Origin of the sequence: Corallococcus sp. AB049A (assembly GCF_003668885.1) — a bacterium.
Taxonomy (GTDB): Bacteria; Myxococcota; Myxococcia; order Myxococcales; family Myxococcaceae; genus Corallococcus; species Corallococcus interemptor.
Genome location: NZ_RAWL01000216.1, coordinates 1 through 14,384, shown reverse-complemented (window position 1 = coordinate 14,384; position 14,384 = coordinate 1). Strand labels below are relative to the sequence as shown.

The 14,384-nt window shown below is 64.6% G+C and carries 12 protein-coding genes; 8 read left to right on the top strand and 4 right to left on the bottom strand.

Annotated features, from left to right (window positions below; translation table 11 throughout):
- Positions 1-980: hypothetical protein (locus D7X55_RS43475; protein ID WP_158626409.1), on the top strand; the 980-nt coding region annotated here is incomplete at its 5' end.
- Positions 981-984: 4 nt separating this feature from the next.
- Here D7X55_RS43475 and D7X55_RS22565 read toward each other — a convergent pair.
- Entirely contained in the window at positions 985-1,302 is a 318-nt protein-coding gene (locus D7X55_RS22565) for a hypothetical protein (protein WP_147468463.1), read from the bottom strand.
- A 122-nt stretch (positions 1,303-1,424) separates the two neighbouring features.
- Positions 1,425-2,612: a cyclic nucleotide-binding domain-containing protein gene (locus D7X55_RS22560; RefSeq protein WP_120550336.1), complete on the bottom strand. Its 1,188-nt coding sequence runs from the start codon at positions 2,610-2,612 to the stop codon at positions 1,425-1,427.
- A gap of 144 nt (positions 2,613-2,756) precedes the next feature.
- On the opposite strand from D7X55_RS22560, the gene D7X55_RS22555 reads away from it, so the two are divergent.
- On the top strand, positions 2,757-3,743 hold the full coding sequence (locus D7X55_RS22555; RefSeq protein ID WP_121724145.1) for a Rieske 2Fe-2S domain-containing protein: 987 nt from the start codon (positions 2,757-2,759) through the stop codon (positions 3,741-3,743).
- A complete protein-coding gene (locus tag D7X55_RS22550; RefSeq protein WP_121724144.1) occupies positions 3,730-4,647 on the top strand; it encodes a fatty acid desaturase in 918 nt (305 codons plus the stop codon). Before D7X55_RS22555 ends, D7X55_RS22550 begins: the two co-directional genes overlap by 14 nt.
- Positions 4,648-4,681: 34 nt before the next feature.
- On the opposite strand, the gene D7X55_RS22545 is transcribed toward D7X55_RS22550, so the two are convergent.
- The gene (locus tag D7X55_RS22545; protein ID WP_121724148.1) at positions 4,682-5,647 is read right to left on the bottom strand and encodes an IS630 family transposase; all 966 of its coding nucleotides are present in this window, start codon (positions 5,645-5,647) and stop codon (positions 4,682-4,684) included.
- Between the two features lie 664 nt (positions 5,648-6,311).
- Between D7X55_RS22545 and D7X55_RS42945 the strand changes: the two genes are divergently transcribed.
- The 5 genes from D7X55_RS42945 to D7X55_RS22530 all read left to right on the top strand — a co-directional run bounded on the left by D7X55_RS42945 (position 6,312) and on the right by D7X55_RS22530 (position 13,505).
- Positions 6,312-7,136, top strand: a complete 825-nt coding sequence (locus D7X55_RS42945; RefSeq protein WP_147470174.1) for a hypothetical protein — start codon at positions 6,312-6,314, stop codon at positions 7,134-7,136.
- Between the two features lie 5 nt (positions 7,137-7,141).
- A complete protein-coding gene (locus D7X55_RS42940) occupies positions 7,142-8,239 on the top strand; it encodes an ATP-binding protein (protein WP_147470173.1) in 1,098 nt (365 codons plus the stop codon).
- Entirely contained in the window at positions 8,239-10,398 is a 2,160-nt protein-coding gene (locus D7X55_RS45770; RefSeq protein ID WP_121724147.1) for an alpha-ketoglutarate-dependent dioxygenase AlkB, read from the top strand. Before D7X55_RS42940 ends, D7X55_RS45770 begins: the two co-directional genes overlap by 1 nt.
- A 272-nt stretch (positions 10,399-10,670) precedes the next feature.
- Positions 10,671-12,101, top strand: a complete 1,431-nt coding sequence (locus D7X55_RS22535) for a phosphatase PAP2 family protein (RefSeq protein ID WP_233609998.1) — start codon at positions 10,671-10,673, stop codon at positions 12,099-12,101.
- Between the two features lie 102 nt (positions 12,102-12,203).
- Positions 12,204-13,505, top strand: a complete 1,302-nt coding sequence (locus D7X55_RS22530; RefSeq protein ID WP_121724142.1) for a DUF418 domain-containing protein — start codon at positions 12,204-12,206, stop codon at positions 13,503-13,505.
- On the opposite strand, the gene D7X55_RS22525 is transcribed toward D7X55_RS22530, so the two are convergent.
- Complete coding sequence (locus D7X55_RS22525) at positions 13,468-14,094, bottom strand: SgcJ/EcaC family oxidoreductase (protein WP_120550356.1); 627 nt, start codon at positions 14,092-14,094, stop codon at positions 13,468-13,470. The genes D7X55_RS22530 and D7X55_RS22525 overlap by 38 nt on opposite strands.
- Between the last annotated feature and the right edge of the window lie 290 nt (positions 14,095-14,384).

Below are 14,384 nucleotides of genomic sequence, written 5' to 3'. Positions count from 1 at the left end.
CGCCTCCCACGGCCGTCCCCTCCTCCACCCGCGTCACCGTCACCGCCGTGGACAATGGCGACGTGACGCTCTCCGGGGGCGCCCGGGCCGGCCTGGGGGAAGGCACCCGCGTCCGCGTGCGCACGCAGGACTCCCGCGAGGTGGTGCTGAAGGTCATCGAATCGCGCGAGGACTCCGCCATCGCCCGGCTGGGCCGGGGTGAGAACGTGCGCGTGGGCGACACCGCCGTCGTCACCGACGCTCCCGCCACCGCGCGCCTCTTCTTCCCCGAACCCCAGGTGCCCCGCCTGCGCTACGGCTTCCATGCCCGGCCCTTCCTCGCGCTGGACGCGAAGACGGCTTCGGGCCACTCCGCTCGCGCGGGCGGTCTGCTCCTGGATGCGTTCATCGCGTGGCGGCCGGGGGACCTGCCCCTGGTGCTGAGCGCGCAGCTGGAGCCCGTGGGCTTCGGCCTGGGCACCGGCCTGCGCCACACGCCGGGCTCCGCGTACGCCGCCGCGGCGTACTCCACCGCCTTCCTGGAAATCGGACTCGGCGTGGGCGCGCAGTTCGGTCAGAAGGAATGCGTCACCCTGTTCGACTACGACCCCATCACCTACGAGCCCATCAACGCCCGGGACGTGTGTGACTCCAAGTCGGGGCCGACCTTCCAGCAGGTGCTGCGGCTCGGGGCGCTCGACGGGTTCCACCTCGCGTGGAGCTCCGCCATCCTCTCGCGCGACAACCAGTTCCGCTTCGGCTCCGGGCGCGGCGAGGTGCAGGTGCCCCTCACGCCCAGCCTCTCCCTCTTCGGCGCGGGCGGAGGCTCGGCGAGCGGTTGGAACTTCGGCGAGCTGGGCGTGCGCAGCTTCGTCAAGGGCACCGGCGGCTCCGGCACCACCGTGCTCTCCGCCAGCCTGGGCATCGTGTCGCTCTCCGACGGCACGGGAGAGACCCTCACCGGCCCCGCCATCGCCATCGGCATCGAGCGCCGGCCCTGACGCGTCAGTGGCCGGACAGCATCGACGCGGAGAACTCCTCCGGCACCATCGAGCCGGAGATGGGGAAGTCCTTCGGCGCCCGCTCCCACGCCTTGCCGGCGGCCGGGCTGGCGGCCGCCCGGGGGAGCTTCCCCAGGGCCATGAACGTCAGGGACAGGACGCCCAGCCCCACGGCCCCGGCGGCCACCTCGGCGACGAGGCCCATGCGGCGACGGCTGCCCACGCCCAGCAGTGGGAGCGCGGCGATGGGCGTGGCCACCCACGCCAACCACGTGCGCCAGTTCGCGCGAGCCTGTTGTCTCAGTGCGTCGAATGAAGCCATCGGGACATCCTTCCGGGCAGGAGGGTTGTCCAGGAGGATGGGGATGGACCTGGGTCCAACGAAAGGCCCCCGGCCGTGCTCGCCTGCCTCCTCTTCAGGCCTTGCGCCGCCTGAAGCCGTCTTCACCCGCTCAGTGCGCGCACGCGGGCCGCGAGGCTCTGCGTGAAGAGCCGGTAGATGTGCAGCGAGGCCGCGTCGTGCGTGGCCAGGAAGTGCTGGAAGCTCTCGCGGGTGATGCGCAGCGCGCGCACGGCCGTCTTCGCGCGCACGTTCGCGGACACGGGCCCGTCCTGCACGAGCGAAATCTCTCCCAGGAACGAGCCCGGCCCCAGCGTGTTGAGGTGCCGCGCGTTCGGCTCGTTGCCGGAGAAGACGTCCACCGTGCCCTCCAGCAGCACGAGCAGCCCCGTGCCGGGAGAGCCCTTCTCCAGCAGCACCGAGCCCGGCGTGGCCGTCACGGGCCGCGCCAGCCGGTACAGGTCCTTCATGTCCTCCAGCGGCAGCTCGCCGAAGATGGGAATGGCCTTGAGGAAGCGGTAGCCGCTGGCCTCCGGCACGGTCGCGCCCGCGGCCAGCCGCGCGAGCAGCGCCTCCGCCTCCACGTCCAGGCCCATGCGCCGCAACAGCCGCGCCTTCTCCGTCACCAGGACCGGATCCGCGCGCAGGTGGTCGGAGCTGCTCAGCGCGTCCGCCAGCACCGCGAGCGCCCGGTGCGTGAAGCCGCCAGCGTCCAGCACCTTGCAGGTGCGCAGCACGGCTTCGACGTAGCGGGGATCCTCCGCGAGCACGCCGCCCAGGGCCTCGGCTTCCGCGTGGGCCTGGCCCAGCTCGTGGTAGAGGTCCGCGGCCTCGAAGGGGCGGCCCAGGCGGACCAGGCAGTGGGCCATGGACTCGCGGGCCCCCAGGCCCCGGTAGACCTCCAGCGCGCGCTCCAGCGCCCCGCCCCGCTCGAAGGCCGCCGCGGCCTTCTCCACCTCGCCCGCGCGCAGGTACGCCTCCGCGGCCGCCACGTGCTGACCGCCCTGGGCGTACAGGTCCGCGACGGAGACGTCGTCGCCGCTGCCGTCCAGCAGCCGCGCCGCGCCCGTGAAGTCGCGAGCCCGGCGCAGCACGTCCACCAGCCAGTGGCGCTCCTTCGCCGAGCCCTGCGCGGCCTCCTTGCGCAGGCGTTCGCGCTGCGCCGCGCCCAGCTCCTCGTAGAGCTGCGCCGCGCGCTCCGGCTCGCCTTGCGCCGCCAGGGATTGCACCACCTGGAGCGTGCCGCCCCGCACCGAACCGCCCCGACTGCTGCCCGCCGTATCGCCTGCCATGTCACACGTCCCTTCCCAGGCCCACCCCGTCGGGGCGGCGCGCCCGGTTCCACCAGCGCCTGACTAACCAGGAACCCGGGCGTAAAGCCAGCCTCCACCGGCCCCCCGTGGCCCTGGAGACACCGGGTCCGGTAGGGTCCGGGCATGGCTGTTCCCGTCCTGGCCGGGAGGTTTCCGGACCGCCTCCCCGGGCCCTCGCGCCCCCGTTCCTGGTACCTGGTGGCTCCGTCCGCGGCCCTGCGGCCGGGCCAGACCCTGGGCGTCCAGGTGGGTGGCCAGGAGGTAGTGCTCTTCCGGAGCCAGGCGGGCCGGGTCCACGCCCTCTCCGCGCACTGTCCCCACCTGGGGGCCCACCTCAAGCACGGCACAGTCCAGGGCGAGCTGCTGCGCTGTCCGCTGCACCATTGGAGCTTCGACGGAGGGGGCCGCTGCCGCGCCGCGCCCGGGAGGAGCGACGTGTCCGCCCTCCCGGGTCCCCGGGCCTGGCCGGTGGAGGAGCGCTTCGGAGGAGTGCTGGTGTTCAACGGCCCCCAGGCGCTGTTTCCCCCACCCGACCTGGAAGGTGGAGAACACGTCTGGAACGTGGGGCCTCCGGTGACGGTGAAGTGCCCCTGGCTGCCGCTGGCGGCGAACTCCTTCGACCTGGAGCACCTGCGCACGGTGCACCACCGGGAGCTGTGGGACACGCCCAGCTGCGAGACGCCGGACCGGTACACCCTGCGGCTGCGCTACACGTCGCGCGTCGTGGGCACCGGCGCGAGCGACCGGTTGATGAAGGCGCTGTCGGGCAACCGCATCCGGGTGGAGCTCACGCTGCACGGCGGCACGCTGATGTCCGTGAAGAGCGACCTGGGCCGGGCGCGGGGGTTGCTGCTCGCCAGCCTGACGCCGGTGGCGGAGGGGACGTCGGTGCGGCTCGCGGTGGCGGCGCGGCAAGGCCGGGTGCCGGGCGCGGCGGCGCTGGTGCTCAAGGTGTCGCGGTGGCTCTACACGTCGTTCCTGCGCCGCGACCTGTCCGTGCTGGAGGACCTGCGTTTCAACGTCGCGACGGCGACGGCGGATCCGGTGATGCGCCAGCTGCTCGACTTCGCGGTGGGCCTGCCCGAGGACGGGGACGATGCGAGCCGATGACGCTCCGCCCATCCCCGCCGCGCTCAATGCCCTGTTGCTCGTCGCGGCGATGGGCGCGGGGGCGCTGTGCCTGTGGACCGCGTCGCACGCGGAGGCCCTCTGGGTGCGGCTGGTGGCGGCCGGGGTCTTCTCCTACGTGAACAACACGGTGTTCTCGCTGTTGCACGAAGCGACGCACGGAGTGCTGCACCCGTTGAAGCGGATCAACGACGGGTTGGGCCGGCTGGCGGCGACGTTCTTCCCCACGTCGTTCACGTTGCAGCGCGCCTTCCACCTCACGCACCACCGGTACAACCGCACGGCGCGCGAGCAGTTCGACTACCTGCACCCGGGCGACCACCGCGTCCTCAAGTATGCGCAGTGGTACGTCATCCTGACCGGCGTCTACTGGCTGTTCGTACCGCTGGGAGCGCTGGTGTTCGCGTTGGCGCCGGGCCTGCTGCGCAGGTTGCGAGGTCCGGGCACGCGCTACGGAGAACAGACGGGCGCGGACGCGTACCTGGGACGCTTGGAGGACGCACCGGGCACGGCCATCCGGGCGGAGGTGCTGGGGATGGTGGCGGTGCAGGCGGGGCTCGCCTTCGCGTTGGACCTGACGGTCGTGGGCTGGGCGCTCTGCTACGCGGCGTTCGCGGTGAACTGGAGCTCGCTCCAGTACGCGGACCACGCGTGGTCACCGCTGGACGTGCGCGAAGGCGCGTGGGACTTGAAGGTCGCGGCGCCGGTGCGCTGGGTGTTCCTCAACTACCACTACCACCGGGCACACCACCGGCACCCGCAGGTGCCCTGGCTCTACCTGGGCCGCTACGTGGATGAAGGCGTCGAGCGGCCCTCCTTCCTGCGCATCTGGCTGTCCATGTGGCGAGGCCCCCGGCCCTTCCACCCGGACAGAACCACAGTTTGAATTCTAAACGACGGATCATGATTCTCGAACGGTCTCAAGCTGCGCGTCGAGCAGGTGCGGCGCGCAGCAGGGGGCTGGCCGTCTTCTGCGTGTTGCGTGCGTCGAGGTAGGCGGCCACCTCGACCATGAGCGCCTCCATCTTCTTGCAGCGATGGTTGCGAGTGACGTTGGCGTGCACGTCCCACCATACGCGCTCGATGCGGTTGCCCTCCGGGCAGTACGGCGGCAGGAAGTGCAGCGCCACCCGCTCGCCCATTTCCTCCAGGGCCTTCTGCGTCTTCTTGCTGGAGTGGGTGGCGGCATTGTCGAGGATGAAGTGCAGACGCTTCGCCCCGGGGTAGGCGGCATCCACGGCGCGCACCAGGTCGATGAAGAGCGCACTTGTCTTCTTCTGCCCCTGCACCCAGGTCATCCGGGCCGTGCTCGCGTCCAGCGCCCCGGCCACGTAACGCTTCTGGTTGTTGCCGGGCGTCACCACTTCCCGCCGCTGCCCTGGCAGCGTCCAGTCCGGACCGATTTTCGGATTGAGGTGCACGTCCATCTCATCCTCGAAAAGCACGGGCTCGTCGGGCCGGGCCAAGGCCGCATGGCATTTCAGCTGCCAGAGGCGCCGCTGGCGTCGGCGCGCAGGCCAGGGGCAGCGCACCACGGGACGCGGACGCCTTCTCTTCGCCCCCACCGAGGCCAAGGCACGCCCCATCGTCGCGGGCGAGACGTGCACCCGGCCTCGCCTCTCCACCTCGCGTACCAGCAACTCGCGCGTCCACGTGGTGCGCCGCCAGCCGGACTGCTGCGGCGTGCCTTCCAGCACCCGGCACAGCGTCTGCCGGACGCTCTCGTCCACTTTGCGCTGCCCATTCTGAGCACGCCCGTCCAAGAGGCCTTCTCGGCCTGACTTCTGGAAGCACTGGACCGCGGACACCACCGTGGACGTGGCGCACAGCAGCTGCCGCGCGGCTTGTGCCCGTGACTGACCACTGGCCACCTTCGCTACCGCCAGGCACCGCCGCAGGGTGAGCGGGCAGCCTGTCCTCTCTCCCCAGCGAATCAGCCGCCTGCGGTCAGAACATCGCAGGCGTAGCTGTTGCCTTCCCTGAGGCAGGGCTCGCTTCTTCATCCGGTTCTTGCGCACACAAGGCCGAACGGCGCGAGCTCCTGCCCCTTTCCCTCCGCTCCCGGCGCCTGCCTACCCTCCGAGCCGATCGGGATTCATGCGCGGTCGTTTAGCCTGCGCCCCCACGCCAGAGCATCAGAGAACGAAGAGCCCCATATCTAAGTTAGCGCTCCAGAGGCTGAAGACGACAACGTACGCTGCCGGCTAATCATTCGCACGTGGCAGACCCGGCGGCTTCTCTGCCCGAGGTTGCGGTGTTAGCAGTAGCACGACAACGGCCAGCCGATATAGGGACCGAGTTCGCGCACCATTATCCCAACTTCGGATGGCCCATGTCCATGCTCTGTTCACCACTGAGCTACCTGCGGTGCTACTTGGCGCAATGCAGCATTCGGGTCAATTAACACCCAGCCGAATCATCACATTCAGCTCCACCGCCAGGCAGTCCCACTCCTGCCCCTCAACGGCGAGGCGAGCAACCCTTGGTGCGCATCCGACACTGAACTAGCCTCAACTGTGCCAACTGGGCTCCATTGGCAAAGGGGTGGCGATGGCTAATCGACCGTACTGGCTCACCGAACTACTTGGCAGCGAAATCACCTCTCGAATCAACAACGACCCGCGCACAATCAAAACCCCAAACACATTCCTGGGCTGGCCCAAAAATCAAATCTTCTGGGATGTCATTGGCGGCGGTCAAGCAGACTTTGACTCCCCAGTCGGCCACCTCTCAGGCGAGGACCGCGCCCTACTATATGCAAAATACAATCAACCCCGCCACATTGACGAACTCGAACATGCTTTCACTCAACTATTTCCACACGGCAAGGCCAACGGAACACCCACATTAATTGACTTAGGATGCGGTCCATTCACAGCCGGCCTAGCCCTCGCATCGACTTTCGGGCCAAACCAGCCATTTGAGTACCACGGAATAGATCGCGCAGCAGCAATGCGAAGCCTAGGAGAGCATCTCGCCAAGGAAACGCATAAGCGCGGCGCATTCCACCCTAAAACAACTTGGCGGTTTTCAGACAATCTAGCCACCCACGACTTCGGAAAACTCAGAGGAACTTTATCACTTGTAGTTGCTTCCTACCTATTGGCCAGTCCAACACTAGATGAAATCCATTTAGCATCCTCAATAGTTGACGCCCTAAGGCGAATTGGCCCGGGCCCAGCAGCCATTCTCTACACAAACAGCGCACGCCCTGAGCCAAACAAGAAATTCCCACCATTCAGAGACGCGCTCCGAGCGCACGGATTCACGGTTGAGGTCGACCACATAGACAGATTCAAAGAAACAAAAAACCCTGCCGATCTTCGTTACGCCCTTCTTTTTCGCCCTGCAATTCATCGATTGAACATCAGGTAGAAAAAATGAACCTGCCCGCAGTCGACGACCTGATCGGAGCGCAGTGGACGGTTTATGACTCCCCAGTCGACAAATCTCTCTTTATCGTTGGGCCGCCTGGCTCCGGGAAGACAACTCTCGCCGTGCTAAGAGCAAGGTTTTTAGCCGGTCCAGACCACAGACAGAAAGTTTGCCTGGTCACCAAGAACCGCATGCTAGCGGTACTCGCACGGCAACTTGGCGACAGCACGTTCGCCACAACAACAATGAACAAGTTGGTCAGCCGGGATTATCGACACCGATTCTCGACCAATGTTCCCGGCTTTTCAACGTTCACCTATGAATGGGAAACAATCGTTGCAGACTATGAGCGCATTGGCGCCGGACACCTCTTCGATCACCTCGTCATTGACGAAGGGCAGAATCTGCCGCCCGGCTTCTTCGCCTGGGCCCACAAAGTCGGCGCACGGACCCTCACCATCTTCGCAGATGAAGATCAAAGCACAGACACGCAGCGCTCTTCACTAAAGGAGATTTGCGCAGCAACAGGGATAGGCGATCCACTTCGGCTCCCTGACAACCATCGAAACACTCCAGAGATTGCTGCGGTTGCCGAACATTTCCACCACTCGATGACGCTCCCTCCTGCTGTAGTTCAACGTCCAGCAAGTGGAGAAGTGCCAAGACTAGTTCGACTGAACTCACTGGACGACCTCCCACGCAGAGTCGCAACCCGTTACAAAAACAGGGGCGACGCCATTGGCTTGATTGTTCACCGAAAGGCGGAAGCTTTATCCATACACTCCGCACTTAAAAAAGTTCTTCCCGGCGAACGGGTCGACGTATATACGAGCGATCTTGAAAAAAACCTAGAGGAGGCGATCCATCTACTTGACAGAGGTGTAACCATCCTCACCGGAGAGGCCGTTATCGGGCTTGAGTTTAATTCAGTGTTTTTGCTCGACCTGAATCGGTCACTACCCTGTCGAGACACAGACGCCAAACGTCGCCTGTACATGCTGTGTGCGCGCGCTCGCGACGTTCTCACTCTGATCGACTTCCCGCCACACTTGACCCCTTCGCAACTTGTGGACCTCCCGTCTCCGCCAGTACTGGTTCGATAATGCATCCCACGACTCACCAAGGTACGCTCAGTTTTGCAGGTGAAGAGAAGCTCGCAAAGGTGCCAGATGCATCTAACGGACAGAGTTTAGTTCGACTCGCGCTGACACTAAATCATCGCGAATGGATAAACCTCCTTGCGGACGAGTGGTGGCCTTCATCAAACATGACCAAGCCGATCCGGCTTGGTGTAGGCAGTCCCAAGAACGACGCTACTGACGGTATCGCAGTTGTTGCATGGATCGACCCCGCACAATTGCCACAACTCGAAGTACTCGTGTGGAGGGAGAATAGGTGGACCAAGATTCCAATCGCGAAAATAACCCCATCGGACCACGAGGTGGCATGGCCAGGCCCCATACCATTGTTTTCTATAGTGTCTTTTCTGGTATCCAGTTCGTCTGATGCGGCCCGCCTCATGGGTATTGCCCGAGGCTTCTCTAATGTTGCCCCCCCAGAACAGCCCATTCAGGTTGGGCAGCTAAATTTCACAAGCATTGTTTCTGAGGATCCAATCTCAGTCGAGCTCATCCAACTGCCTCCCATCTGGAGTAAACTCCGTGGCGCAGTTGCAATGGCCACTTGGTCTGTCCCCGCTGTTGCGCCGTGGCTCAGTGTTTTCTGTAGTTCACTGAGCTTCCACCCCGCTCGAAAGCCAGCGTCGACTTTGGGTGCAGAATGGTGGAATAGCCCACCATGGCGAATGGCGGCTGCTGATTCATCGGCAGATAACTGCGCTATATTGTGGCGATGTATGGTTGACACACTAGTGGCAGTGGACCTGCGCGACTCTTGGCGACCGACCTCGGTGCTAAGTGACATCAAAGACCGGGCTCTTCAGCATGGCATTAACAGAGAACCTCTTGAGACTTTCACTTCCGACACACTGGCATTGCTTAACGACGATCAGCATATGGTCCTTGCCCAAGGACCCTTGGGCCAACTCGGACTGATTCTACAACTAGTACTTCTTCGTGCCACGCCCGAACGTTTTATCACCTGGACACATGACCTTAAGGCAATACCACCTGTTGTTTTTTGGACTGGCGCTACGCTCGCAGGTCTCATTCAAGGATACAAAGACCTTGAGCAACGCTTTCGCGGTAAGCATGAAGGCCGTCGTCGGCTAGCCGTGCGCACACGACAGTTCTTATCTCCTGATTCAGCCCGAGAGCCATGGCTAAACATCAGCGACGCCGATCCTGAGTGGCAGCACGACTCTGGAAAAATACACCTAACCTGGGACAACTCTCGTTGGGCAGAACGGTTGGAAACCAGCCGTGGTCGGTGGCTAAGTGCTGATCTTGACAGGCCTGACGCGAAAAAAGCCGCTATTGACCTTGCGTGCCGCTTTCACCCACCAGCAGCACAGCGCTACCTGACAATTCGAGATGAGTCGATTCCAGTTTCGGGGACCGGCTCTATACGGTTACTCACTACGGATTCCCCCACCCTTATTGCAGACGGGGAAATCCGGTTGCGCATCCCCCAGGACACATCAGTAACCACTGACCTCGACATTGAGCGGTTTAGGTCTTGGCTTATTTGCGATGGAATCGCGGAGCGACTTCCCGATCCGCCATTGCAGCGCGCAACAGCCTCGCCTCATGCGAATTCGGACGACATACCGGGCCTTACAATATCGAGAAACTTCATCTCCGAAAAAGAGGAACTGGAGCTTATCCAAGCGGTCGATTCCGCCCCTTGGCTAACGGTCTTGTCGCGTCGAGTTCAGCATTATGGCTGGACCTACAACTACAAAGCCAAGAGTGTTGACTTCGCTGACAGGTTGGGCCCTCTCCCTCCATGGGCCGAACAGCTCGGGAAACGAATTGTCGCCCTTGGATTCGCGGACACACTTCCCGACCAAGTAATCGTCAACGAGTACGTCGAGAAACAGGGAATATCAAAACACATTGACTGTAAAGAGTGCTTCCGCGGCCCAGTAGTCACCATCAGTCTTTGTGAGACTTGGGATATGTTTTTCTGGTCCCCAGACAACAAAAAGCACGTCCAGCCGCTAGAACGGCGAAGCATCGCTGTGCTTACCGGCCCTTCCCGTGATTCATGGAAGCATGAAATACCCAAGAGATTGAATGAATCCTGGGGTCGCCGTGGTCGACGCATTTCGCTAACATTTCGAAAGGTCAATACAAAGTAGCCATTATTTGCACGCTTTCAACCGCCTCCCTATTTAATGCGCCGTAAAAAATTAGCACCAACACCGCTTGTGGTTCACCATTGCGGCGCTTTTGCTTGTCTGGGAAACTGAGGATATCAACTGGCTATCTCGGCGAGGTAGGGTGGCGCTACCCATGGCAACTCTCAAGCATGACTCAGAAATCGCCGCCCTCATCCAAAAATGATTTCAGTATGGAGCCTATGGATTTTTTTGCTTGGCCGACTTCGCATGAAGTGAGACGAACCGGGGCGATGACGTTCGGCTTCGCGCTGTTCTTCCTCATTGTGTACGGCGGCGCAAGCTGGGTGACGGGCTTCTATCCCGGCGGTCTGCGAGTGGCCCTGCCCATGGAACAGCACATCCCGTTCGTGCCCGGCTGGGCCGCCGTGTACGTCAGCATGGACGTGCTGCTGCTGTTGTCCCTGTTCATCTTCCGGACCTGGAGACAGATGCTCCCCTTCGCGCTGGCGCTGTGCGCGGAGACGGTGCTGGGAGCCCTCTGCTTCCTCGTGTTGCCGGTGGAGGTGGCGTGGCCCCCGCGCGCCGTCACGGGAGTCTGGGCCTCCGTCTTCCAGGCCGCGGACACGATGAACCTGGAGCGCAACTACCTGCCCTCGCTCCACGTCGCCTTCGCCTGCACGGCGGCCCTGGCCTACCGCGAACGCTCCGGCCCGGTGGCGAGCACCCTGTTCACGCTGTGGGCGCTGGCCATCGCGGCCTCCACGCTGCTCATCCACGAGCACCACCTGGTGGACGTGTTCGCGGGAGCGTTGCTCGCCTGGGGCACCTGGCGAGTCGTGGCGCCCCGGGTCCGGAGGGAGTCGTTCCTCGAAGCCGTGCGGGTGGAAGCCCTCTGCGCGCGGGAGATGTACCGCTTCGCGCGGAGGCATCCGCGCTACGGCCTCATCGCGCTCGTGCTGTATCAACAGTCGATAGGACGCTGGCGTAAGGCGCGACGAGCACGGGCGGGTTTCTGTTTCCTCCAGCTGGTGGATGACGTGCTGGATGGAGACCGCCCGGTTGAAGGCGAACCGCTGGACGCCATCGACGTTCTCCTGCGCACGCTGGAGACCGGAGCCCCAGGCCCCGCGACGGAGTTCCACGACACCGCTGTGGCACTGGGCAGGGCACTGCTCGCGGAGCTGACAGTCCGCGAGCAGGTGTTCGAGCTGGTGCGCACGATGCGCAAGGACCGCGAACGGGTGCGCGATGGGCGCTGGTGGGACGCGGAGACACTTCAGGCCCAACTCGGAAACACCTTCCGGCTGTCCGTGGGCTTGATGCTGAACGTCGCGGACGCCCGGGTGCGAGCCGAGGACGCCCCTTCCCTGCTCGCGGCATTGGGTTGGTGCTCCGTGATGCGCGACCTGCGCGAGGACCTGGCCCAGGGCCTCTTCAACGTCCCCAAGGACATCGCGGAGGAGGTGCGCGCCCAGGGGCATGATCCGGCGGACTTCGATTCGCTGCTCGCGGCGGAGGCCGGACGGGCCTGGGTGCGCGCGGAGTACCAGCGGGCCCGAGCACTGCTGGACCGCTCCGCGAAGGAGCTTGCCCTCCAGGACGGCAGGCCCGGAGTCGCGCTGCTGCGCCTCTTCCACAGGTCGGTGGAGTCCTTCTGGGCCCGGAAGCTGCCGCGTCGCATGCCCTTCCTGCGTGAGGTGCCGGCGCTCGGAATCTCCTGAGTCCTTCACTCGAAGTCGTCATCCCATCGCGAGGAGTGAGGCCACCCAGCGCGACGCGGCGCATGCGTTGACGCGAAGCGAGCAGAGGCATCTGCTGAGCGCATGTCCGACTCCGTTTCCAGCGCCCGTCCGGTGGATGTCTCCGAGCGGTTGCCGCTCCTGGACGTGCTGCGAGGCTTCGCGCTGTGGGGGGTCTTCGTCTCGAACAGCTTCGTCTGGTTCAGCGGCCGGGTCCTGATGCCGCGCGAGAAGGCCCAGGCACTGGCGGCGCCGCCCTTCGAGTCAGCCGTCAGCGCGCTCTACCACTTCTTCGTGAACCAGAAGTTCGTCACGCTCTTCGCCTTCCTCTTCGGGCTGGGGTTCTCCATCCAGCTGAAGCGCGCCGAGGGCCGAGGCGCCTCCGTCGTCCCGGTGTACTCCCGGAGGCTGCTGGTGCTGCTGGGCATCGGGGTGGTGCACCTCACCGCGCTGTGGGCCGGAGACGTGCTCTCCACGTACGCGCTGTTGGGCTTCGCGTTGCTCCTCTTCCGGGACCGTTCGGACCGGACGCTGCTGGCCTGGGTGGCGCTGTCGGTGGTGGTGGTGCCGCTGCTGGTGCCGGCGCTCCTGCACTTCGGTCCCATCCTGCTGCACGGAGCAGAGGCCGCGGCAGAAGCCTCGAAGGCCACCGAGGCCCTGGAAGCCCAGTCGCGCAAACAGTTGCTGCTGGGACTCGCCAGTGACTCGCTGTGGACGACGCAGGCCGCGAACGCGAGCTTCCTCCAGTACATGCTGCCCACGCTGAAGCGGCTGCTGTGGATGATCTTCATCCTGGGCCGTTTCCTGCTGGGGCTGCTCGCGGGCCGGCACCTGTTGCTCCAGGACGTGGAGCGCCACCGCGCCGTGCACCGGAAGCTGCTGGGCTGGGGACTGGTGTTGGGAGTGCTGGGAAATGGCGCCGGAGTGGTGGTGCAGCACCTGCGGGTCGCGGGGGTATTGGACCCGGCCAAGGCCCACTGGATGTTCACGCTGTCGGCCATCCAGGAGATGGGCTACCTGGGGCTCGCCGCGGCGTACGTGGCGGCCTTCGCGCTGCTCTTCCAGAAGGAGCGCTGGCGCAGGTGGCTGGGCGTCCTGGCGCCGGTGGGGCGCATGGCGCTCACCAACTACCTGATGCAGACGGTGGTGAGCCTCTGGCTGTACGACGGCTGGGGATTGGGGCTCATCGGCAAGCTGCCGCCGTCACGCTGCGTGGCGCTGACCCTGTTGGTCTTCGCCATCCAGATTCCACTCAGCCGCGCCTGGCTGTCGCGCTTCCGCTTCGGCCCAGCCGAGTGGCTATGGCGCTCGCTCACCTACGGCCAGCGCCAGCCCATGCGGCTGACGCTCAAGCCGTCGCCGGCCGGCGTCCCCGGCGTCCAATGAAGAACCCCGCGCCGAGCGCGGCGACAGCGACCAGGGCCCCGAAGCCCAGGGCCGCGTTCTTCACCTTGGTGAGCAGGGGGTTGTCGAACACGTTGGTGGAGTAGTGGAACGCGGCGATGAGCCACCGGTCGCCCTCCTTCACCAGCGTGCAGGTCCACCGTCCATTGACGACGAGGTCGGTGCCATCGTTGAGGATGTAGTGGTCCAGCGACGAGCCATAGGCGACGCCCGAGTTGCCATACAGGCGCGTGAGCGCATCCACGTCAAACTTCGCGTTGATCTTCTTCACGACGCTGTCCGGGCCACCCAGCATCTGGGCGTAGTAGGCGCGGATGGCGTCCTTCCCGACGCGAACGTCATTGTTCATGGTGGAGAACACGACGTCCGGGTGCAGGTGCGACAGCAGCCGATCCAGATCCTGCTTGTTGAGCGCATCCTCCATGTCCTGCTTGATGGAGCGAAGCGCCTGGTGCGTCGCCTCGTCGCCAGAGGCCACGGCCGCCGGAGCCACGGCATCCTGGGCCCCCGACACGAAGGGGACCGCGACGAACAGCAACGCCAGGAGACCAACGAACCGGGTGCGCACCATCGAAGCTCCGTGAAAGACGAGGAAGGCGCGCATCCTAGGCAGGTCCCCCGCCGTTCGTTAACAAACCCCTGCACCCCAAAGTTCTCCGTGACGCCCGCCCGGGGGCGGTTGCCAAAAAACCTGTCCGACAGTCGGACAGGTTTTTTTCGTCCGGCTCCGGAAGGGGCCTCACGCGTCAGTGTCAGACCCCTGTGGTTGGATGGCGATGCTGGGACGAGGAGGGGGAATGGGGATGGGGCATGGCGGGCTCGTGGCGTACGTGGAAGCACAGATTGAGCGCGACATCGCGC